Origin of the sequence: Pseudoalteromonas sp. T1lg22, from assembly GCF_002964645.1 — a bacterium.
In the GTDB taxonomy this organism is placed as follows: Bacteria; Pseudomonadota; Gammaproteobacteria; order Enterobacterales; family Alteromonadaceae; genus Pseudoalteromonas.
Window position 1 is genome coordinate 1 of sequence record NZ_PQBY01000029.1, and the last position, 21,319, is coordinate 21,319.

A 21,319-nucleotide genomic window follows, 5' to 3' on the forward strand; every position below is an offset into this window, starting at 1 on the left:
ATAGTGTGGCATTTGCCATGTGAAAGTAGGTCATCACCAGGCTCCTATTCAGAAAAACCCGCTCAATGAGCGGGTTTTTTGCTTTCTGGCGTTTAAAATACACCATACACACTCTATCGTCTGAAACCAGCCCCAATTTAGAAGCGCTATAAGTTAGAGTTGCTCCCCGTGGCTTGGTTAGATCGGTAGAACTTCGACAAAAGAAACCCGCATAATCAGCGGGCTTTGTATTTAGAGGGACCTTTGGCTTTATTTTAGAAGCTGTTGAATAAAGCTTTTGATCAGCTGCTGGTACTGTTTTTTACTCAGTTCGGCAGGCTTGGCATCCACGCTGTTAAATATGAGCGCAAGAATCACTTCTTGAGTTTCTTTAGGCGCCATAGTAAGTGACAACCAGTTTGATTGAAGGTAACGACACAGGGCGCCATAGGCTTGTGCTAGCGGGATCTGACCCAGGGTAAAACGCATTAGGGTATGATGATCGGCCTGGCTGGGTTCGGCCTTGGGGCATTCGCATAATAGTTTCAGTAACAGGCGACTATCCAAATCGGCAAAATAATGCGCTATTAGGTGTGGCAGATCCTTTTGCCAAGCCTTGATAACCGGTGACAATAGTTGGGTGCCTTGTTCAGTGAGTCCTTTTGCCATTAAGGCGCTGTATTCACCGCTGACATGATCCCGCTTAATGCCCAGCTTAATGGTGCTGAGACCAAGACGTTGCCAAAACTCCAGCAGGCTGGCATGGGCGCCAAAGCTGGTGCCAAGTATGGCAACCTTGTGTTTTGTGAGATCGTCACCGATAAAGTCCATTAACGCGCTACCTATACCCAGGTGATGCAATTGTGGATGCACGGCAATGCGCACTATACGCGCGCAGGATAGCTGCGCCAATTGTGACTCACCGCTTAGCTGAGCCAGGCTTTGAGCGAGTAAGTTCCCCTGCGGGCGACGTTCACCACTGACAACCTGGGCCGCCATCTTTTCATCGAAGCGACCTTCCAAGGTAATAACGGCCACGGCGACCAGTTGCTCGCCTTTTCGGCTTAGGTAAATACGCTGTCCCGGCGCATCCAGTAATTGGCGAAAGTCATTGGCCGAGGTTTGATAATGGGCAAGCACCAGTAAAGCAAATACCTGCTTTAGCAGCTCCGGCTGCGCGCGTAGCTGAGCCACATCTATAGAAGTATGAGTTAATACTTGTTCGCAGGGCTGGAGTTCCTTGCTGGCGGCATCAAGCACCAGTAATTTGTTGATCCCCTGTTCCAAGGGATCACCCGAGGCGTAGCGAAAGGGCTCGTTTAAAACGCGCTCGCTAAAATTAGGGCAGTGCCTTTGCAAATAGGCTTTAAAGCGTAGGGTGTAACCCCGGCCACTACCTTCGTAACCGGCCAAGGTGCTGGCAAAGACCACGCGTGGATAGATAGCCAACAGCCGCTTAAGAATATGTATCGGTAGGGTGGCCGCTTCATCGACAAAGAGTAGATCACAACTGGGTTGCTCGTGCAGGACGCGATCCGGAGGCATATATTCAACATTACCTAGACTCAGATCTGTGTCCTTGGCTTCGGCAAGGGATGCCGTTTGGCTCAGGTGTTTAAACACGCTAGTTACCGCTCTACGCTGAATGGCACATAAGATGATGCGTTTATCGCTCAGCTGGCCGGCGGCTATACCTAATGCGGCAGACTTGCCACGACCCCGGTCGGCACTAATTAATAGTGGGCGATGTGCCCGACCCTTGGCGGTTTTAATGATTTGCGCTACGACCTCTTGCTGCTCACGGGTATCCGCTTCAGCATTGCAGTCAGGTGTGTCGGCAACCAAGTTAATATCGTTTGCGTTAGCCTCGGATTGCTTGATGCTAATAAAGTCGGTTTCTACTAGTTGCTGTTCTAACCAGGCCCAAAAATGGCTTTGTGTTGGTGTGGAGTAACCGTAAGAAACCAGCTTATCCATGCCCGGGTCGATAAAAGCCTGGGTATCTTCTGGCAGCATAAGCACCAGCAAGCCCCCGGCTTGCACCGTGCCCGCCAGTGCTGCGAGTTTGTCGGCATAAAAGCCGCTGTAACAGTCGTAAGCGCCGTGGGCATGTTCTTGCCCCAGGATCTGGTGCAGATGATGCGGCCACTGGGCCTGGCTAAGCTGTTCATTATTGCTGAGTACATACCATGGAGCGGCTGTCAGTTTCTGGAGCGCTATTAATTGCTCGTAGCACCATTGTCGTTCGCCACGCAATAACAGTGCTTGGCGCCATCGCTGGCGCTTTAATTGGGTGAGTAAGCTAGTTACTTCAGAGTGCTTGCAAGCGAGCATAGGCGGTGACCAACCATTTACTGCCGACGTCATCAAAGTTTACCTGCACCCGTGACTGGGCCCCGGCACCTTCATAATTCAGTACTGTACCCTCACCAAACTTGGCATGGAGTACGCGTTGGCCTAGATTAAAGCCGCTATCGGCAAATGCCGCTTGTGTCAGCGACGGGCTAAAACGGCCCGACTGTTGCGGCGCGGTGACCTTGGTTCTAACGCGAATTTCTTCGATGCAGTCATCGGGCAGTTCACGTAAAAAACGCGACGGGCTGTGATATTTTTCCTGGCCATAGAGGCGACGGGCTTCCGCATGAGTGATGTAGAGCTTATCCATGGCGCGGGTCATGCCTACATAGCAAAGGCGACGCTCTTCCTCTAAGCGACCGCTTTCCTCCTGGCTTTGTTGCGATGGGAACATGCCCTCTTCAACGCCAGCCATAAACACAAGTGGAAACTCCAGGCCTTTTGCTGAGTGCAATGTCATCATCTGCACCGCATCTTCATGTTCTTCGGCCTGACCCTCTCCTGACTCTAATGAAGTGTAGGCCAGGAAGCCTTGCAGTGGCGATGAAAACTCTTCGTCCACCGGTAATTCGTATTGCTCGCAGGCGTTGATTAATTCTTCCAAGTTTTCTACGCGGGCGCGGCCTTTTTCACCTTTTTCTGCCTGATACATGGCCATAAGGCCGGTATTTTCAATTGCATATTTGGCTTGCTCCGCCAAGGTGAGATCGTCGATACGGGCTTCGATACCATCGACTAACTCCAAGAACCTGGTTACCGCGGTGGCGGCACGGCCAGACAAATGTTGTTGTTCAATGATGGCCTTGGCGGCATACCAAAGCGGCAGTGATTCGGCGCGGGCGCAGTCACGAATATGGCTGAGGGTTTTGTCGCCTATGCCGCGCGTCGGTGTATTGATCACGCGCTCAAAGGCGGCGTCGTCCTGGCGATTACTGACCAGGCGCAAATAACACAGGGCGTCTTTGATTTCCTGGCGTTCGAAGAAGCGCATACCGCCATAAATACGGTACTTCATACCTTCTTGTAGCAGGGCTTCTTCCAACACCCGCGATTGCGCGTTGTTACGATATAAGATGGCGCTGTCGCTGAGGGCATTACCGGCTTGCAGCCAGGTTTTTATTTTGCCAACGATAAAACGGGCTTCATCAAGCTCATTAAAGGCGGCATAGATGGAAATAGGCTCACCCTGGTTACCATCGGTCCACAGGCTCTTACCCATGCGCTCGGAGTTGTTCTCAATCAGCGTATTGGCCGCTTTTAGAATGGTCGCAGTGGAGCGGTAGTTTTGTTCCAGGCGAATAGTTTCGGCGTCAAAGTCATCTAAAAAGCGTTTGATGTTTTCGATACGGGCACCACGCCAACCATAAATACTCTGGTCATCGTCGCCAACTATCATCATGGAATTCGTATCACCAGCGATCAGTGCCAGCCAGCGGTATTGTATGGTATTGGTATCCTGGAACTCGTCCACCAGAATATGGGCAAAGCGCTGCTGGTAGTGACGCAATAGCGTGGGTTGTTGCTGCAGAACCTCATAGCAGCGCAGCAGGATCTCGGCAAAGTCGACTAATCCGGCGCGGTCACAGGCCTCTTGATAGGCGCTGTAGACTCGCTGTAAAAGTTGTTCATTGACGTCAAAGGCTTGGATGTCGCCCGGGCGCAGGCCTTCATCTTTTTTGGCGCTGATATACCAGGCGATATGCTTTGCCGGCCATTTCTTTTCATCTATATTCATGGCCTTAAGCAAACGGCGTATCATGCGCTGCTGGTCATCGCTGTCGAGAATTTGGAAAGACTCAGGCAATTTGGCTTCGCGGTGGTGAGCACGCAAAATACGATGGGCTAATCCGTGGAAGGTGCCAATCCACATGCCACCGGCGGAACCTTGGATGGTTTGTTCGACCCGGGCGCGCATTTCTTTTGCCGCCTTGTTGGTAAAGGTCACCGCAAAAACGCTATAGGGTGAGGCGTTTTCTACCTGCATTAACCAGGCGATACGATGGACCAACACCCGGGTCTTACCTGAGCCTGCACCGGCGAGAACCAGCATATTTTGCAAGGGTGCTGCTACCGCCTCTCGTTGTTTATCGTTCAAGCCATCAAGTAATTCAGATACATCCATCGCCACATCCACCTATTGTTAGTTTGGCAAGTATAACAAGAGTTCTGCTTTGGCTAAATAGAATACTGTTTTTATAAACAGGTATGCGCCCAGCAAGCAATTTACCGCTAACTGCTTGTACTCATATTAGTTAACATAGGCGCCATGGGTACTTTGGAAGTTAGATAATGAGACAGTACGAAATTGTCAGTGACACGAGTGAGCAGCTAAGTGATTGGCTTAAAGATCAGGTGGTTGCATTTAACAAGTCACATTGGCCCGTACAAAGGCAAAATCTCGGTTTTAGAGTCAATAATGAGCAGGGTGAAGTGGTTGCGGGAATTGCGGGTCGGTGCTTCGGCAACTGGCTACTTATCGATTGGCTATGGGTCAACCCCGAGGAAAGAGGGCAAGGCTATGCCAACGAACTGCTTTATAAACTGGAGCGGGCAGCCAAGGACTTGGGGGCGACAAAAGCTGTGCTCGATACTTTGGAGTTCCAAGCTCCCGACTTTTATCGCCGCCATGGCTATAAGGAGGTCTTCGCCTTGACCGATTATCCCCTGGATGGGCGCCGTAGCTATATGGTTAAAGCACTTTAAGTTGTATTTAACCTAACTGTGTCAATGCCATGATGTCGTCAATTTCACAGCAAGGCAGGCCTTTGTAGGCATATTGAATGCCTTGATTATTGAGCCAAATGCTGCGACATCCGGCATTGTTCGCACCTTGCACATCCGTGTCCAGGCTATCACCGATATGAATGATTTCCTGGTTGGCAACGCCAAGACGCTCTGCGGCATGATCGAACAAGTCCCGATGAGGCTTGGACTTGCCATCGGGTCCGGCCATCAGAACCAACTCGAACTGATCCTTGAGGTTGAATTTGGACACATCGACATTGCCGTTGGTAATGGCGATCAGCCGATATTTACGTTTAAGCGACTCCAGCAGGGCTAATATCTCATCGCTGACGGTGATCTTGCTGCGTGCTTCGGCAAAAATCTGATAGGCATTGTCAGCGTGGTATTGTTCTACCCCGATCTTATTCATGGCGTAAGTGAGCGCTTGCTTACGAATTTGCGTAACATCATGAGCCAGAGCCGGATCACGGGCAATTACGGTGCGACGGCAGGTAAGCCAAAAATCATCGCCTTGCTCCAGCCACCCCGGTAGGGTAAGCAAATAATCCTGCTGTGCCTGCAACGCCGCCTTGATGATAGGGTGGTTGTCATACAGGGTGTCGTCCAAGTCAAAACTTAGGACCTTGGCGGGCGTTATGGCTCGATTAAATCGCATCATGGTGTAGGGCTTTACTTCTGTTTTTTAGCTCTGGGGTGGGTATTATCATATACCTTGGCTAGGTGTTGAAAGTCTAAATGGGTATAAACCTGGGTGGCCGATAAACTGCTGTGGCCCAGTAATTCCTGCACCGCGCGCAGATCGCCGCTCGATTGCAAGACATGAGAGGCAAAGGAGTGGCGCAGTTTATGGGGATGAACCTGGGCACTCAGGCCTTGTTTGACGCCCCATTCACGCATGCGCTCGCGTACATGACGCACTGAAATACGGGTTTTCCGTTTTGATAAAAACAGTGCATCGACATCGGCGCCGATAAAGGCACCGCGCACTTTAAGCCAGGCGTTAACTGCGGCAATGGCCTTTGAGCCCACCGGTACCAGTCGTTCTTTATTCCCCTTACCCAGGACGCGGATTTCACCGCTGCGCAAATCGATATCCTTGCAGTTGGTGTTGACCAGTTCGCTGATCCGCAGTCCACATGAGTACATCAGCTCCATCATCGCCTTATCGCGGATGGCGAGTGGATCATCATCGTCGATCTCAAGGAGTTGATGCATCTGCTCAATATCCAGATTACGGGGCAGCGGCTTATCAAACTTGGGGCCCTTTACAAACTGGGCCGGATTATCCAGATGCGGATTATAGGTGCGTAAAAAGCGAAAAAAGGCACGCAGGCAACTGAGTTTGAGGTTAACGGTGCGGGCACCCAAGCCCTTGGCGCGCAACGACATGGCATAGCGGCGGATATCGTCGCCGTTAATGGCCAACCAGCCATCCCGGTCATCATAAAAATAGCGGGCTACCTCGAGGAGTTGCCGCTGATATTGCTCCAGGGTGTGGTTGGAGTATTGTTTTTCATAGCGCAGGTAATTGTGGTAGTCGCTCACGGGTGAGCGCCAGGCATCCGTCATCACGGCAAAGGTGAGCGCCTGCGACTCGCTCATGATAGGGCGGTTAAGCGCTCTTGCAGGGCTTTAACAAACTCGAAGATAAACAAACTGTCCTGAGCTGGCTCAAAGTGCAGTTCGTCTTCGCTGGCAAAGGCCAAAATTGCCAGAGGCGCTTGCAGCTCGCCAATAAGATAGAGGGCGGAACTTTTGCTTTGGCCGGCAAAGATCAGCGCCTGCTCCTGCTCCGATAAACGGCCAAGGTAGTGATTGTTAGTTTGCAGGCGTTTATCCAGCAAGGGCTGCAAGTCTTCGGTGAACTTAATCAGCTTACACTCACTGATATGTAATTGTTCGCAGATCAGGGCTTCCAGCCCAGTAGCCAGTTCGACAAACTCGGCATCCCGCATCAGCTGGCGATGGCAGGCGCTAAACACCTGAAAGACCTTTTCATTTTGTTTCGCCTGAGCCACCAATTGCTGTAACTGCTGTTGCAAAGCCTGGTTTTGTTCGCGCAGCACTTGCTGTTGGCGCAATTGCAAAGAGGCAACACTTTCGTGGGGAGCACCAAAGTTCATCAGTGCAAACACCTCGGGATGCTGTAAAAAGAAGTCCGGATTGAGTTTAAGATACGCGGCGATCTGCTCTTTGCTTAGTTCACTCATAGGGCTATTTGTCCATCAAATACATGCTCGGCGGGGCCCGTCATCTTGACCGCGTGGCCTTCGCCTTGCCAACGGATCTGCAAGCTACCGCCGGGCAGATCAACTTTGACATTATTGCCTAGCTTATTCTGCAGCTGTCCAACTACAGCGGCGGCACAGGCGCCACTGCCACAGGCCAGAGTTTCACCGGCACCGCGCTCCCACACTCGCAGCTTAATATGGTTTTCATCTATCACTTGCATAAAGCCAACATTGACCTTCTTCGGGAAGCGCTCATGCTCTTCTACTAAAGGTCCCAAGGTTTGCACCTCGGCGGTGTCTATATCATCAACCTCGATCACGCAATGGGGGTTGCCCATGGATGCGGCACCGACAAACAGGGTTTGTTCTTGCTGGCGCAGGATATAGGTGAGTTCGCGTTTACTGGCTTTAAGCGGAATTTCTTTGGGCTCGAGCATGGGCTGTCCCATGTTCACCGTGACCTGACCGTCTTTTTCTATATACAAGATCATGTTGCCACCCTTGGTGGATACGGCAATCTTATGCTTGTTGGTGAGGCCCTTCATACGCACAAAGCGGGCAAAGCAGCGAGCGCCGTTACCGCATTGCTCCACTTCGCTGCCATCGGCATTAAAGATACGGTAATGGAAGTCTAAATCCGGCGAATAGGGCGCCTCGACCATTAACAATTGGTCGAAGCCAACGCCAAAGTTACGGTCGGCCAGTCGCTTGATTTGGTCGCGGGAAAGAAAAATGTTCTGGGTCACGTTATCGACGACCATAAAATCATTTCCCAGCCCGTGCATCTTGGAGAAGTTAACTAACATAACGCTCTTACATCATCCCTCTATGCCATCACTATGCCTGCAAAACGCAGCCAACTCTAGGTTTATTGCTGCTGTTGCGGGTCGTTGGTCTGCACTTGCGCCTCGCCCTCTTGCGCTTGCACAGAGGCGGGCTGCTGAATTTCTGGTTGCTCTTGTGGCAGGTATAAGGGTCCACTTTGACCACAGGCGCTTAGTAGCGTTAAGCTGACGGCTACAACAAGGTGAGGCAATCGGTGACTGTTATACATAGTGATTCGATAGATAATTAATATGACTCGTTTTATAATCGCAGAGTAACAGAAAATACCGAAAATGTAGTCGTTGCTGTTGAATTATTTCCCCTTCACAACGTCACCGCCAGGACAGGAGCGCAAGCCAAATGAGTGAAACCACCATGACCGACACCCAGTATCATCAGCTGGCCGATGCATTGATGTTGACCATAGAAGATCAGATCGACGATTTAGATGCGGATTTGGACTATGAGTCGGCGGCGGGGATATTGGAAATCATCTTCCCGGACCGCAGCAAGATAGTGATTAACAAGCAGGCGCCGCTGCATCAGGTATGGGTTGCCACTAAATTTAACGGCCACCACTTTGAATTGCATGGCGAGCAATGGATAGATAATCGTTCCGGCGCCGAGTTTTGGCAGTTTATGTGTGATGCGGCCACCAAGCAGGCGGGTGTTGAAATTCGCTGGGAGCATGATTAAGTGAGTCAATTCGACGGTGCCAGCTATTTTAATAGCCCAACTCATAAAGCGACCGTGATCTGGTTGCACGGTTTAGGAGATTCAGGTGATGGTTTCGCCCCCGTGGCACCTCATTTGGCCCTCCCCGAAGAGCTTGGGGTGAAATTCTTATTTCCTCACGCGCCGGTTCAAGCCGTGACCATTAACGGCGGCATGGAAATGCGTGCCTGGTACGACATTAAATCCCTTGATCTGGATAAACGTGCTGATGCTCAGGGTGTGCAACAATCAGCGCAGCGCATTAGCGACTTAATTGATGAGCAACTCGCCGCCGGGATACCGGCAGACAAGATTATTCTTGCCGGCTTTTCGCAAGGTGGCGTGATTGCCTTGCATTTGGCGCCGCGCTATCAGCATAAGCTGGCCGGAGTCATGGCGCTATCGACCTATATGTCGCAGCCGGAGTTACTGGCCGAGCAGGCGATACATAAAGACCTTAGTATTTTTATGGCCCATGGCGAGTTTGACAACGTGGTGCCATTAGCGGCTGGCAAACAGGCCTTTGATTGTTTGCAGGAGCAAGGGATGGCGGTGTCCTGGAAAACTTATGCCATGGCGCACCAGGTCTGTGAACAAGAGCTTGAGGCCATTCGACAATGGCTGATAGAGCGACTAAGTTAAAAGAGATCTAGGAACCAGCGCATGGGACAAAAAATCGTGATAACGGCGAACATGAATAATAATACACCGCGCATTGCCCGCAAGGATGTGGTCTATCAGTGGCATTGGCATCGCATCGGCACAGTCGCTGGAGTCGGCGCCTTTGCTATAGGCGCACTTTGGTATGCTGCTTTTACCCCGGCCAATGCCGAACAAAGCAGGGTCTCTGAGGTCGAATCAGCTACAAGCCAATTAGTCGCTGAGCCAGTCGTTAGCAGCGAGAGTTCGGCTTATAAACAGCCTCTGGTTGCAGAGTCAGAGTCTGAGTCGTTAGTTGAAGCCCAGGCGCAAAATGATGCCGAGCCGATTGAGCAGGTGGCCGCCGAGGTCAACCAGGTTCAAGAGGTGAATGCTGAGCCAGTCGAGCCTGTTACAGCCGAACCTATTCAGGCCGAGTCCGTTCGGACCGAACCTATTCAGTCCGAGTCCGTTCGTACCGAACCAGCCGAGGTTGAACCCAGTGTAGTTGCAGCCGATTTTAATGATGAAGCCAAGGTTGCCAACCTGGCCCAGGGCAGCAAAATCGATACCGACAAAGTGAGCCGAGCTGTATTAACCACACAAGTGCAAGATCGTGAGCCGGTCAGTGCGCTGGGTCGTGAGATTAATATGGGTGACTTTGATACCAGCCTGGTATTTTTCACTGAACTGCACGGCCTGCAAGGGCAAAAAGTCAGCCATATTTGGTATTTTGAAGAGCAACAGATGGCGCGGGTTGAACTCGGCGTACACACGGCTCGTTATCGCACCTTTTCATCTAAACATATTATGCCCAGCCAAGTTGGTTTGTGGCGTGTAGAATTACGAGATAACAATAATAAGTTATTGGCAACAAGAGAGTTTCGCTTAATTGCCAAGCCTTAACTTTGAATTAGGAATTACATGACAACTGCAACTCAGCGAGTGCGAATTGCCACTCGTAAAAGTGCCCTAGCTTTGTGGCAAGCCGAATTTGTAAAGGCTGAATTAGAGCGCCATCATGCAAATATTGAAGTCGAACTGGTGACCATGACCACCAAGGGCGACATTATCCTCGATACCCCTTTGGCAAAAGTTGGCGGTAAGGGCTTGTTCGTAAAAGAATTAGAGCAAGCCATGCTGGAAGACCGCGCCGATATAGCTGTGCACTCCATGAAGGATGTGCCGGTGGACTTTCCAGCTGGGCTGGAGCTGCACACCATTTGCGAGCGCGAAGATCCGCGTGATGCCTTTGTTTCTAACCTTTATGCCGATATCGACAGCCTGCCCGAGGGTGCCGTTGTTGGTACTTCAAGCTTGCGCCGTCAGTGCCAGCTTAAAGAGCGTCGTCCCGATCTCGATATTCGCGATCTGCGCGGTAACGTGAATACCCGCTTGGCGAAACTGGACGAAGGCCAGTACGATGCCATTATCCTCGCCGCCGCCGGCCTGATCCGTTTAGAAATGAGCGACCGTATCCGCAGTTACATCAGTGCCGAAGAATCTTTGCCAGCCAATGGTCAGGGTGCCGTGGGTATTGAGTGTCGCAGCGATGATGAGCAAATTAAAGCCCTGCTGGCACCGCTTGAGCATACGCCAACTCGTATTCGCGTTGATGCTGAGCGCGCTATGAACCGCCGCTTGCAAGGTGGTTGTCAGGTGCCAATCGGAGCCTATGCCGTGATTGAAGATGATCAGGTGTATCTGCGTGGTCTGGTGGGTTCGCTTGATGGCAAACGTATTTTACGGGCCGAGGCCAAGGGCTCTATTGGTGAAGCGCAGCAACTAGGTGTAAGCCTGGCGGAAGAACTTCTGGCTCAAGGGGCCGATGTGATTCTGGCCGAGGTATATGGCGAAATAAAATAAAACTGGACGATAACGAAGGCGCAGGCAATGGCACATATTGTTGTAACTCGGCCCCAGGGTAAGGGGCAAGAACTGGCTGATTTACTTGTTGTACAAGGGCATAAGGTGACTCAATGCCCAGTGTTGAATATTGATTATCTGGCCAGTGATGAACAAGAGTTGGCGACCCTGGATGAAGCCGATATTGCTGTTTTCGTTTCTCAGGATGCGGTTATAGGCTTGCATCAACAACGGCCCAGTTTGCCCGCCAGTGTGCAATGTGTAGCCGTGGGTGAAGCCACCGCAGAGGCTTTAGATAGTTATTTTAAATGCCGTGCCCTGGTGCCGGAGCGTCATGATTCAGAAGGCATGATTGCACTGCCCGAGCTGCAGCAGGTCGAAGGGAAAAATGTGGTCTTGGTTAAGGGCCGAGGCGGACGTACCTTGCTCGCCAAAACCCTGAAACAACGTGGCGCCTTTATCAATCCGCTGGTGGTGTATCAGCGCACTGCGGCGCAGCCGAGCAGTGATGCCTGGTTGCAGCAATGGCAGCAGGATCAGGTTGATGCCTTGGTCATAACCAGTAACAGCAGCGTCGATGCCATCTTTGCCAGCCAAGATCCGCAATTATTACAGTGGCTTAAATCGCGACATTTCTATATTGTTAGTGCTAGAACTGGGGCGCATTTAGAACAGCAAGGTGTGGCCACGGACCATATTAGTATTGCCGCAGGCGTGACTAACCAGGCCATCGCCGCGTGTATCGACAGTGAGCAGGAAATCAATATGAGCGAGCAGCCCGAAAAGCCAGAGCCGGAATCAGCGCCTTCTAATACGTCGGCGGCCACAGCAAAAGCGCCTGCGCCAAAAGTGCAATCGGGCAGGGCGCCCGCCAAACAAGGCGTAAGCAAGGTTGGTTTATTGGCTTTGTTGATTGCTCTGGGCGGCGGAGCTGGTACAGGCTATTTATATTGGCATCAGTATCAGCAGCAACGCAGTGCGACCGAGCAGGAAAATGCGGCGCTGGTGCAAATGCAACAGCAGGTGCAGCAGCTGCAAGGTGCCAATCAGGCGCTGGCTGAGCAAATTAAGGCCTTGCGTAGTACGCAACAAACTCAGCAGCAGCAAACTCAGCAATGGCAACAGGATTTTAATGACGACATCAGTCGCCAGCTAAGTGCCAATCAACGCACCATGATCACTCATGTTGAGCAAAGTATTGCTGCGGCAAAAGATAATACCCAGCCGCCATTGGATATGAACGAATTACGTCGTTTGGTGGCTCTGGCGGATTTTAAAATTTGGTCTGAAAGCAACTATGCCGGTGCCGCTACCGTGCTTGAGCGTGCCGATGCGCTGCTGGCCAGCTATCCGGGTAATGCTCAGTTAAGACGAGCCATTCACAGCGATTTACAAACCCTAGCCAGCATTGAGTTGGCGGATGTGCAAGCCACTGTGTTGACCTTACATGGTTTAGGGCAACAGGTTGATAAACTGGCCTTTAATATGGTCGACCTGGCCGAGGAAACGGTGGCAGCGGATAAGCAAGAGCTCTCAGACAATGTTTCCGACTGGCGTACTAATTTAGGTCGTACCTGGGATAAGCTGGTGGATGACTTTATCAAGGTACGTAAGCGCGAGGCGACAATAGAGCCCTTGCTGGACCATGAGCAACAACGTTTAATTAAACAACGTCTGCATTTCAATCTTGATCAGGCGGGCTTTGCTGCCACTCACCAGTATGTTGATCTCTACAAGCAATCATTACAAAGCTCAGCGGATCTGATCACCCGTTACTTTGATTTATCACAGCCGCAAACCAGCCAGTTTTTAAGTCAGCTGAAGCAGTTGCGACTGCAACAGCTAACGCCAGCGCAGCCGATCAACTTGGCCACAGTTAGCGCCTTAAAGGAGTCTTGATATGGTGAGACTGCTTATAATTTTCGGCCTTATCGCCCTGGTGGCCGCGGTGGCCCCTTGGCTGATTGACGAAAAGGGCTATGTGTTGATTGCCTTTGGTCAATGGACGGTTGAAGGCAGCATAGTCAGTTTTGTGATCCTAACCCTGTTAACCCTGTTTGGTGGTTACCTGCTGTTTTGTCTGTTGCGTTATGTGATCAACAGCTATCGCAATGTGCGCCATGGCTTCTTTGCTCGCAGCAAAGAGCGTAAACAGGCAGTGCAGGAGCAGGCGTTATGGGCATTGATCAACGACGACATGCAGCAACTGCAGCACACCCTTAGCAAGGGCAGTGTTGACGAAAAATGGCGTGACTTCTCTTTGGCCATGCAGGCTAAAGCGCGTTTGCAACAAGGGGAGCGGGACTTTGCCCTGAATCTTTTGGATGAGTTGTCGGATAAGAATCGCAGCGAGCCGGTCAACCTCTGGCTGGCGGCGCACAGCGAAGCCGAGGTGCTGGCCACACTACGTAGCCAATGTGCCAGTAAAAAAGCCACGGCGCATCAGTTAAAACTTTACGCCAATGTGCTGTTAAAGCTGCATAAGTTCAGTGAATTTGCCCAGCTAGCCCGGCGTTTAATCAAGGCGCAAAGCTTTGATGAAAATGAGTGGGATTGGGCCCTGCGCGCATATTTCGATAGCGACTCGGTGACCAGCTTACAAAAGCGCAATGGCGATCTGCCTAAAGCGGTACGCAGCGGTGGCCACACCCATTATTTGCGTGCCATGGTGCGCACCGGAGAAATTGCCGCGGTACAAGAGGAGCTGAAAAAGCTGCTTAAGCGTAATGAGTACTCGCAGCTCTTGTCTGTGCTCAGCGAGATTGAATATGGCCAGGTAGAAGAAGTACAAAAAGCCCTGCAGGCCGAGCTGAAAAAGCAGCCCGACGAACCAGAAATGCTGGTATGTCTGGCTTATCTGGCACAAAGCCAGGGTGAACATGAGCTGGCCGCGCGAATTTTCGACAAGGTCCTGGCGCAACAACAACGCCTGCCGCACCCACAGCGGGCCATGCAAAGCTATCGTGCCACAGGGCAAGCGGAGAAAGCCTTACTCGTTCTCGACCACAGTCAGCACTAGCGAGGAGGTAATGAAGAACCTATTCAACCTAAGCCTAGTTGTTGCCCTTGGTTACTTTATTACCGGATTTTTAAGTAATACCCTCTTGTCTGTTGAGGGCTATGCCGTGGCCTCCTGGCCACCTTCTGGCATCGCCCTGGCGGCATTGTTGATCGCCGGACGCCGTGCCCTGCTGGGGATCATTATTGGCGCCCTCCTGACCAATACACTGCATCTTGAGAATATCGAGGGGATCCTCCACTGGCAGGTGGCCAGTCAGGCCGCCTTAGTCACATTAGCGTCGACCTTTCAGGCTTTTTTAGGCTACTGGCTCATTACTCGGGTGTTGCGCGCTCCTCTTGATCTATCCGATTTAAAAAGCAGCATGGTAAGTATCCTGGTCGGCGGCCCCTTGGTCTGTATTATTGCCGCTGCGGTCGGTACCGAGTTGTCGATTGCCAATGGTGTGATCCCGGCATCCGGGCGCTGGGAAAACTTTATCACCTGGTGGATAGGCGACAGTATCGGGGTGATGATTTTTACCCCCTTATTACTTGCCGGTTTTAACTTTGAAGTGGTGCGTCATCGTCTTCAGGTGGTGGTGCCCTCACTGATCATCTATGCAGTGATAAGCGTTACCTTCTATTTGGCGGCCAATGCCAAGAAGGAGCAAAATCAGCGCTATTATAATTCTCAGGCTCAGGTGATAGTCGAGCAACTGGAGACTGTGTTCACTCGATTGGGCGCCAATACTCAGATTTTGGCGTCCTTTATGGCCCATAGCCATAATGTGTCACGGCGCGAGTTTGATGACTTTACCCGTAAGCAAATGGCTTATAACCCGGAGATTAATGCCTTGGTGTGGATGCCCAAGGTGCCACCACAAGATGTGGCAGCTTTTGAGCAGCAAGCAAGGTCCGAGGGAATAGCGCAATACCAGATTTTTTCGCGCTTTGAGCGCCAAGCTGGGCCGGATCATTTCCCCGTGTATTACGGTCAGTTTTCACCGCGTCTGAAAAGTGTGTTCGGTCTGGATATCAGTGCGGAGCGTTATTTTCCTGATCTTTTAGCGCACCCAGGTTCATTATTTGTAACCCCGGCATTTGCACTTGAAAGCAGTCCCGAGGGCGCTCTGGGTTTTTTGGTGATGGCTGAGGTGCCGGATGCCAACGCTCAGCTAATTGGTTATGTGGCTGCGGTGATAAGCCTGCCGCTGTTAAAACAATCGGCACTGGCTAAACTGGCGTTTGATGGTATCGATGTGGAAGTGCTGGATATCAGCGCCGAGCCGCATCAGGCTATTTTACCGCTAGCCGAGCATGATGAGCTGATCATGAGCCAGGATATGGCAACCGTCTCAAGGCAGTGGCGTTTGAATATTTATCGTCAGGGCGGGCGCCCCTTATGGTCCGGCTACTGGTATGCCCAAGTGGTGGGCATGTTGTTCGTTTGGCTGTTGACCACCTTTTTAATCGCCATCACCGGCAGCAATATTCGCGTACGTGATCAGGTCGCCAAGCAAACCAAGGTGTTGCGCGAAGAAAAGGTCAAGGCCGACACGGCCAACAGCGCTAAGTCACAGTTTTTGGCCAATATGGGCCATGAGATACGTACACCGATCAACGGCATTAAGGGTTTGCATTATCTTGCCATGCAGCAAGAGGATTGGCACAAGGGCAAGCAGTATGTAGCGCAGGCGGATAATGCCTTGAGTGTCTTGCTGCGGGTACTTAATGATCTGCTCGACTTTTCTAAGATGGAAGCGGGAAAACTGGACTTACATCAGGAGCCCATAGTCATAGATGAGCTGTGTGCCGAATTACAGCAATTGGTCGAGGTAGAGTCCAGTCATAAAAGCCTGCTGGTCGATTATGAAGTTGACGCCGATGTGGCGCCTGTCTTTTATGCCGATATGATCCGCTTAAAGCAGGTGCTGCTAAATCTTTTAAACAACGCGGTGAAGTTTACTCAGCAGGGTGCCATTCGCTTAAAGGTAGCCGATGCTCAAGACGAGCTCTGTTTTAGCGTCAGCGACACCGGCATAGGCATGCGCAAAGAGATTCAAAAGCAATTATTTAAGCCCTTCTCACAGGCCGATGGCTCGACCTCACGACGCTTTGGCGGCACTGGGCTGGGCCTGAGTATCTGCCAAAAGCTGGTGAGCTTGATGGACGGGCGCATCGAGCTGGAAAGCGAAGAAGGTCAGGGTTCCTGCTTTCGCGTTTATCTGCCCAAGCAATCCAGTTTGCCAATGCGTCAGGATATGCCGCCGCAGCGCGGTGAGGAGATCCAGATAGACTTAACGGATGTGGTCATCTTGCTGGTGGAAGATAATCCTCTTAATCAGCAGGTCGCTAAAGCCATGCTTGAGGGTAAGGGCGCCCAGCCAGATATCGCCAATGATGGGGTTGAGGCGGTAGCCATGGTGGGCCGTAAACATTATGACCTAGTGCTGATGGATATACAGATGCCGAACATGGACGGTCTGACGGCCACCCGGGAGATCCGCAATGAGCTGCTGCTCAGTGACCTACCCATTATCGGCCTGTCCGCCAATGCTCAGGAGCGGGATGTAAAGCTGGCGCAGCAATGCGGCATGGACGACTATGTGGTTAAGCCTATCGAGGCCAACACGCTCTTTAGCAGCATCGCCAGGCAACTGGCTCGACGAGCGGGCACTCGTTCGTACTAACTTGAATTTATTGTGCATATGCGTATGATGCGCGCAATTTTATCTACACACTTGGGGGTCATGATGATCAATCGCCAACTACCTTTACTCGACCTGCATCGCCATTTAGACGGCAATGTGCGCGCTACTACCATTCTCGAGTTGGGCCGACAGTTCAATATACAGCTCCCAGGTGACGATCTTGAATCCTTGCGTCCGCATGTGCAGGTCGTTGAGATAGCCCCTGACCTGATGGCTTTTTTAGAAAAGCTCGACTGGGGTGTAAAGGTGTTAGGTGACTACGACGCCTGTCGTCGCATTGCCATAGAAAATGTCGAGGATGCCGTGGCCCAAGGCATAGACTACACTGAGCTGCGCTTTAGTCCCTATTACATGGCGATGAGTCATAACCTGCATCCACAAGGCGTGGTTGAAGCCGTGGTCGATGGTATTCATAGCGCCGTGCGTGAGCACGACATTAAGGTAAACCTGATTGGCATTATGTCGCGTACCTTCGGACAACAAAAATGTCAGCAAGAGCTGGAGGCCATTTTGGCCTTTAAAGAACAGATGGTGGCGGTTGATTTAGCCGGTGATGAGCTGGGCTTTCCCGGCGACTTGTTCGTTGACCACTTTAAACAGGTGCATAAGGCCGACCTGCGTGCCACAGTGCATGCCGGTGAGGCACAGGATTCGAGCAGCATCTGGCAGGCCATTGAGGGCTTGGGAGCCGATCGTATCGGTCATGGCGTCAATGCTATACAAGATGCCAAATTAATGGATTACCTGCGCGATAACCGTATAGGTATCGAGTCTTGCCTGACCAGTAATGTGCTTACCAGTACGGTTGCCGATATTCATACCCATCCACTCAAGCGCTTCCTTGAGCACGGCATCTTGGCATCCATCAATACCGATGATCCGGCGGTGCAGGGCATAGAGCTCGACAACGAATATCAAAATGCGGCTTATCAAGCTGGCTTGAGCAAGGAAGATATCGAGCTGGCTCAGGCTAATGCGTTAGAAATCGCTTACTTAAGCGATGGCGATAAAGCCGCTTTAAAAGCAAAAGCGGCCGCTCGCGAAGCATAATCAGGCAGCGCTGCAGCTGCGGTAACTTTGTGAGAGCGCTTGTAACACCTGCGAGCGCTCGGCCATGCCAATAACTTTCCCTTGGTCAATAACTGGATAACGTTTGGGTAGATTGTGGCGGCGCATGCGCGCGGCTAAATCAAGTAAAGAGTCGTCGAGTTGGCAGGTAAGCACATCCTGGCTCATTACCTCACGCACCTGGATACGGCCATCACAAAAGTAGCTGTTGGTGGTCAGCGGCGCCAAGCAGTCTTGCTCCGATAAATAACCCAATAACTTTCCCGAATCATCGATCACCGGAGCACCAATCACCTGATGTTTAAGCAGTAAATCAATCGCTGCGGTGAGCTCAAGATCTGGGCTGATGGATAAAAAGGTTCGCTTAATAATATCTGAGACTTTGATATTGAACATGATCGCACTCCTATCGTGGTTGATAGGAGTAGTCTAGGGCTGGTTAATTGATAGGTAAAATGAATTAAAACTATTGATGTGTTCTGAAAAACAGAAAAGAGGCCTGGGCCTCTTTTCAATTAACTAAGCTAAACTCTGCTCAACCTTATTTGATAAAGGCAAAGGCATCCGCATACATATGCTCGCGCAGGGCACCGTGCTCGATAAAGTCATCGCGTACCGCACCTATCATGTCGAAACGTCCGGCCATATAAATTGTGTAGGGTTCTAACGACACTATGTCTTTCATCACCGCCTGATGTACTAAGCCGGTGTGGCCATGCCACTGCCCCTGTGGTTGCTCAACCACCGGGATAAAGGTGAAATGCGAGTTACTGGCTGCCCAGGCTTCCATTTCTTCTTTGGCGTACAGGGCATCTTCATGCTTTACACCCCAGTAGAAAAATACCGGACGGTCGCAGCCAACTTCGGCCAAATGGTCGGCCATCGACTTAACATAGGAGAAGCCGGTGCCTCCCGCCAAAAGAACCAGTGGACGGTCGCAATCAAGACGTAGCTGAGATACACCCAGGCCCACTTCGAGCGTTGCCTGAGTGCCATTGGCAAGATGCTCTTTCAGGTGCTCAAGCGCCTGCATGGCGTAGGAGTCTGCACCCGAGGCGCCAATATGCAATTCGATTTCATGCTGCTGGCTGGGGCGGCTGGCGATTGAAAATGCGCGCTTGTCCTTTTCTCCTAGTACCAGTTGGCAATAATGACCCGCTTCAAATTGAGCCGCTTCGTTGGGCGTCAAAATAACCTTGTAAACGAATTCTGTGAGTGGCGAAATACTTTGCACGTTCGCTTGTAATGTTTGCATGTTTTACCTTGCTTCTAACTCTTAACTGCTAGCTTACCATAGAAGGCCAATTAACAGGCACTTAGTCTATGCCCAGGGAGTCCCATATTTCATCGACTCTTTGCTTGGTGGCTTCATCCATCACTATGGGCTCGCCCCATTCGCGGTCGGTTTCACCGGGCCATTTGTTGGTTGCATCCATACCCATTTTTGAGCCCAGGCCGGAAACCGGCGAGGCAAAATCCAGGTAGTCGATAGGGGTATTTTCTACCAAGGTGGTATCGCGTGCCGGGTCCATACGTGTGGTTATGGCCCAGATCACGTCATTCCAGTCGCGGGCATTGACGTCATCATCACAGACGATCACAAACTTGGTGTACATAAACTGGCGCAGGAAGGACCACACGCCCATCATCACCCGTTTTGCATGGCCAGGATATTGCTTCTTCATGGTTACCACCGCCATGCGATACGAACAGCCTTCCGGCGGCAAGTAGAAGTCAACGATTTCCGGGAACTGCTTTTGCAAAATAGGCACAAATACTTCGTTTAGCGCCACGCCTAGAATGGCCGGCTCATCGGGTGGGCGGCCGGTATAGGTGCTGTGATAAATTGGGTTTTCGCGATGGGTAATATGGGTCACCGTCATCACCGGAAAATCATCCACTTCATTGTAATAGCCGGTGTGGTCGCCATACGGGCCTTCTGGTGCCAGCTCATCTTGAGCTATATAACCTTCAAGCACGATTTCCGCACTGGCGGGCACCTGTAGATCATTGGATATGGATTTCACCACTTCGGTTTTGCTGCCACGCAACAAACCGGCAAAGGCATATTCGCTTAAGGTATCCGGCACAGGCGTAACCGCACCTAAAATAGTGGCAGGATCGGCACCTAGGGCAACGGAAACCGGATAGGGCTCACCCGGGTTTTCCTTACACCATTCTTGAAAGTCTAGGGCACCACCACGGTGCGATAACCAGCGCATAATGATCTTGTTTTTACCAAGCAGTTGCTGGCGGTAAATGCCCAGATTCTGGCGCTTTTTATAGGGCCCTTTAGTGACCGTCAGACCCCAGGTAATAAGCGGGGCTGCATCGCCCGGCCAACAATGTTGGATGGGTAGTTTGGTCAGGTCGACCTCATCGCCGCTGAGCACCACCTGCTGACAGGGGGCTTTTTTCACTTCCTTGGCGGGCATATTGAGGACTTGTTTAAAGACCGGAATTTGTCCCAGCGCTTCCTTAATGCCTTTAGGTGGCTCGGGCTCTTTTAAAAAGGCGAGTAACTGACCGACTTCGCGCAGTGCCTCGACGTTCTCTTGGCCCATGCCTAAAGCCACGCGCTCTGGCGTACCAAAGAGATTTGCAAGCACCGGGATATCATAGCCGACCGGGTTCTCAAATAGTAAGGCCGGGCCCTTGGCACGTAAGGTGCGATCGGCAATTTCGGTCATTTCCAAATGGGTACTAATGGGCTGGCTGATCCGCTTGAGCTCGCCGCGCTTTTCAAGCAACGCGATAAAGTCTCTTAAGTCTTTGTATTTCATTACGCCTCTGTAAGCCTCGGGTGTTTGCCGCATTATACTTGATGGCGACGCAAAAGCGATCAATCACTGCGCTGGCACTGCCAGGTTTCGTCGTTGAGCATCAGTATGCTGTTATCACCCTTGCCCCAAAAGGTGAGTTCCTCATTGCTGTATTTTGCGCCGGAGGCGGCACGCTCGCCAATCAGGGTGTGAGTAGCTAGGCCCAAGGTCAGAGTTGCGCTCTCGGCGTCAATGCGAACACTGAATACGGCCCCCGAATCACAGTGGTAGTTTATGGCCGCATTGCCTTCCTGGGTTTTGGGCAGCTCGTTGCAGGCGCTGAGTATAAGAGCTGCGGGTATTGCCAAGAACAGTCCCTTAGTCATTGTTTTTCTCCGCAATTGTGGACAACGGCAGTGTAGCG

20 protein-coding genes are annotated in these 21,319 nt (G+C 51.4%); 9 read left to right on the forward strand and 11 right to left on the reverse strand.

Going from position 1 to position 21,319, the window contains the following annotated elements:
* Positions 1 to 249: 249 nt before the first annotated feature.
* Entirely contained in the window at positions 250 to 2,346 is a 2,097-nt protein-coding gene (locus tag C2M24_RS15720; RefSeq protein WP_105216186.1) for a GNAT family N-acetyltransferase, read from the reverse strand.
* Positions 2,291 to 4,456 (reverse strand): DNA helicase II, encoded by a 2,166-nt coding sequence (uvrD, locus tag C2M24_RS15725; RefSeq protein WP_105216218.1) that lies wholly within the window; start codon positions 4,454 to 4,456, stop codon positions 2,291 to 2,293. The genes C2M24_RS15720 and uvrD overlap by 56 nt, the downstream gene beginning before the upstream one ends.
* A gap of 167 nt (positions 4,457 to 4,623) precedes the next feature.
* Here uvrD and C2M24_RS15730 point away from each other — a divergent pair, with 167 nt between their 5' ends.
* The gene (locus C2M24_RS15730; RefSeq protein ID WP_105199255.1) at positions 4,624 to 5,037 is read left to right on the forward strand and encodes a GNAT family N-acetyltransferase; all 414 of its coding nucleotides are present in this window, start codon (positions 4,624 to 4,626) and stop codon (positions 5,035 to 5,037) included.
* Between the two features lie 7 nt (positions 5,038 to 5,044).
* Here the strand turns inward: C2M24_RS15730 and C2M24_RS15735 are convergent, their stop codons facing one another.
* From C2M24_RS15735 to lptM, 5 genes are all read right to left on the reverse strand, one after another.
* Complete coding sequence (locus C2M24_RS15735) at positions 5,045 to 5,737, reverse strand: HAD-IA family hydrolase (RefSeq protein ID WP_105216188.1); 693 nt, start codon at positions 5,735 to 5,737, stop codon at positions 5,045 to 5,047.
* An 11-nt stretch (positions 5,738 to 5,748) separates the two neighbouring features.
* Positions 5,749 to 6,681, reverse strand: coding sequence for a tyrosine recombinase XerC (xerC, locus tag C2M24_RS15740; protein ID WP_105199257.1), 933 nt, complete (start codon positions 6,679 to 6,681; stop codon positions 5,749 to 5,751).
* A complete protein-coding gene (locus C2M24_RS15745; protein ID WP_105216190.1) occupies positions 6,678 to 7,289 on the reverse strand; it encodes a DUF484 family protein in 612 nt (203 codons plus the stop codon). The genes xerC and C2M24_RS15745 overlap by 4 nt, the downstream gene beginning before the upstream one ends.
* The gene (gene dapF / locus C2M24_RS15750; protein WP_105199259.1) at positions 7,286 to 8,116 is read right to left on the reverse strand and encodes a diaminopimelate epimerase; all 831 of its coding nucleotides are present in this window, start codon (positions 8,114 to 8,116) and stop codon (positions 7,286 to 7,288) included. Before dapF ends, C2M24_RS15745 begins: the two co-directional genes overlap by 4 nt.
* Positions 8,117 to 8,178: 62 nt before the next feature.
* Entirely contained in the window at positions 8,179 to 8,364 is a 186-nt protein-coding gene (gene lptM, locus C2M24_RS15755; protein ID WP_105199260.1) for an LPS translocon maturation chaperone LptM, read from the reverse strand.
* 146 nt (positions 8,365 to 8,510) lie between these two features.
* Here lptM and cyaY point away from each other — a divergent pair, with 146 nt between their 5' ends.
* The 8 genes from cyaY (at position 8,511) to add (ending at position 18,115) form a co-directional block, all read left to right on the forward strand.
* The gene (cyaY, locus tag C2M24_RS15760; protein WP_105199278.1) at positions 8,511 to 8,831 is read left to right on the forward strand and encodes an iron donor protein CyaY; all 321 of its coding nucleotides are present in this window, start codon (positions 8,511 to 8,513) and stop codon (positions 8,829 to 8,831) included.
* Positions 8,832 to 9,491, forward strand: coding sequence for an alpha/beta hydrolase (locus tag C2M24_RS15765; protein WP_105216192.1), 660 nt, complete (start codon positions 8,832 to 8,834; stop codon positions 9,489 to 9,491).
* A gap of 21 nt (positions 9,492 to 9,512) precedes the next feature.
* Positions 9,513 to 10,394, forward strand: a complete 882-nt coding sequence (locus C2M24_RS15770) for a DUF2914 domain-containing protein (protein WP_105216194.1) — start codon at positions 9,513 to 9,515, stop codon at positions 10,392 to 10,394.
* 18 nt (positions 10,395 to 10,412) lie between these two features.
* The gene (gene hemC, locus C2M24_RS15775; protein WP_105199263.1) at positions 10,413 to 11,354 is read left to right on the forward strand and encodes a hydroxymethylbilane synthase; all 942 of its coding nucleotides are present in this window, start codon (positions 10,413 to 10,415) and stop codon (positions 11,352 to 11,354) included.
* Positions 11,355 to 11,381: 27 nt separating this feature from the next.
* Entirely contained in the window at positions 11,382 to 13,253 is a 1,872-nt protein-coding gene (locus C2M24_RS15780) for a uroporphyrinogen-III synthase (protein WP_105216196.1), read from the forward strand.
* A gap of 1 nt (position 13,254) precedes the next feature.
* Entirely contained in the window at positions 13,255 to 14,373 is a 1,119-nt protein-coding gene (locus C2M24_RS15785; RefSeq protein ID WP_105216198.1) for a heme biosynthesis HemY N-terminal domain-containing protein, read from the forward strand.
* Positions 14,374 to 14,383: 10 nt separating this feature from the next.
* Positions 14,384 to 17,044, forward strand: a complete 2,661-nt coding sequence (locus C2M24_RS15790) for an ATP-binding protein (protein ID WP_105216200.1) — start codon at positions 14,384 to 14,386, stop codon at positions 17,042 to 17,044.
* A 63-nt stretch (positions 17,045 to 17,107) separates the two neighbouring features.
* A complete protein-coding gene (add, locus tag C2M24_RS15795; RefSeq protein WP_105216203.1) occupies positions 17,108 to 18,115 on the forward strand; it encodes an adenosine deaminase in 1,008 nt (335 codons plus the stop codon).
* Here the strand turns inward: add and C2M24_RS15800 are convergent, their stop codons facing one another.
* The 4 genes from C2M24_RS15800 to C2M24_RS15815 all read right to left on the reverse strand — a co-directional run bounded on the left by C2M24_RS15800 (position 18,116) and on the right by C2M24_RS15815 (position 21,281).
* The gene (locus C2M24_RS15800; RefSeq protein ID WP_105216204.1) at positions 18,116 to 18,529 is read right to left on the reverse strand and encodes a CBS domain-containing protein; all 414 of its coding nucleotides are present in this window, start codon (positions 18,527 to 18,529) and stop codon (positions 18,116 to 18,118) included.
* 145 nt (positions 18,530 to 18,674) lie between these two features.
* Entirely contained in the window at positions 18,675 to 19,388 is a 714-nt protein-coding gene (gene fre / locus C2M24_RS15805; protein WP_105216206.1) for an NAD(P)H-flavin reductase, read from the reverse strand.
* A 61-nt stretch (positions 19,389 to 19,449) separates the two neighbouring features.
* Positions 19,450 to 20,916: a 4-hydroxy-3-polyprenylbenzoate decarboxylase gene (gene ubiD, locus C2M24_RS15810; protein WP_105199270.1), complete on the reverse strand. Its 1,467-nt coding sequence runs from the start codon at positions 20,914 to 20,916 to the stop codon at positions 19,450 to 19,452.
* Positions 20,917 to 20,975: 59 nt separating this feature from the next.
* Positions 20,976 to 21,281: an MliC family protein gene (locus tag C2M24_RS15815; protein WP_105216208.1), complete on the reverse strand. Its 306-nt coding sequence runs from the start codon at positions 21,279 to 21,281 to the stop codon at positions 20,976 to 20,978.
* Positions 21,282 to 21,319 lie beyond the last annotated feature (38 nt).

Excerpts from the sequence above, each read along its gene's own strand:
- C2M24_RS15720 (WP_105216186.1), bottom strand. The coding sequence starts at position 2,346 with ATGACGTCGGCAGTAAATGGTTGGTCACCGCCTATGCTCGCTTGCAAG.
- uvrD (WP_105216218.1), bottom strand. The coding sequence starts at position 4,456 with ATGGATGTATCTGAATTACTTGATGGCTTGAACGATAAACAACGAGAG.
- C2M24_RS15730 (WP_105199255.1), top strand. The coding sequence starts at position 4,624 with ATGAGACAGTACGAAATTGTCAGTGACACGAGTGAGCAGCTAAGTGAT.
- C2M24_RS15735 (WP_105216188.1), bottom strand. The coding sequence starts at position 5,737 with ATGATGCGATTTAATCGAGCCATAACGCCCGCCAAGGTCCTAAGTTTT.
- xerC (WP_105199257.1), bottom strand. The coding sequence starts at position 6,681 with ATGAGCGAGTCGCAGGCGCTCACCTTTGCCGTGATGACGGATGCCTGG.
- C2M24_RS15745 (WP_105216190.1), bottom strand. The coding sequence starts at position 7,289 with ATGAGTGAACTAAGCAAAGAGCAGATCGCCGCGTATCTTAAACTCAAT.
- dapF (WP_105199259.1), bottom strand. The coding sequence starts at position 8,116 with ATGTTAGTTAACTTCTCCAAGATGCACGGGCTGGGAAATGATTTTATG.
- lptM (WP_105199260.1), bottom strand. The coding sequence starts at position 8,364 with ATGTATAACAGTCACCGATTGCCTCACCTTGTTGTAGCCGTCAGCTTA.
- cyaY (WP_105199278.1), top strand. The coding sequence starts at position 8,511 with ATGACCGACACCCAGTATCATCAGCTGGCCGATGCATTGATGTTGACC.
- C2M24_RS15770 (WP_105216194.1), top strand. The coding sequence starts at position 9,513 with ATGGGACAAAAAATCGTGATAACGGCGAACATGAATAATAATACACCG.
- hemC (WP_105199263.1), top strand. The coding sequence starts at position 10,413 with ATGACAACTGCAACTCAGCGAGTGCGAATTGCCACTCGTAAAAGTGCC.
- C2M24_RS15780 (WP_105216196.1), top strand. The coding sequence starts at position 11,382 with ATGGCACATATTGTTGTAACTCGGCCCCAGGGTAAGGGGCAAGAACTG.
- C2M24_RS15785 (WP_105216198.1), top strand. The coding sequence starts at position 13,255 with ATGGTGAGACTGCTTATAATTTTCGGCCTTATCGCCCTGGTGGCCGCG.
- C2M24_RS15790 (WP_105216200.1), top strand. The coding sequence starts at position 14,384 with ATGAAGAACCTATTCAACCTAAGCCTAGTTGTTGCCCTTGGTTACTTT.
- add (WP_105216203.1), top strand. The coding sequence starts at position 17,108 with ATGATCAATCGCCAACTACCTTTACTCGACCTGCATCGCCATTTAGAC.
- C2M24_RS15800 (WP_105216204.1), bottom strand. The coding sequence starts at position 18,529 with ATGTTCAATATCAAAGTCTCAGATATTATTAAGCGAACCTTTTTATCC.
- fre (WP_105216206.1), bottom strand. The coding sequence starts at position 19,388 with ATGCAAACATTACAAGCGAACGTGCAAAGTATTTCGCCACTCACAGAA.
- ubiD (WP_105199270.1), bottom strand. The coding sequence starts at position 20,916 with ATGAAATACAAAGACTTAAGAGACTTTATCGCGTTGCTTGAAAAGCGC.
- C2M24_RS15815 (WP_105216208.1), bottom strand. The coding sequence starts at position 21,281 with ATGACTAAGGGACTGTTCTTGGCAATACCCGCAGCTCTTATACTCAGC.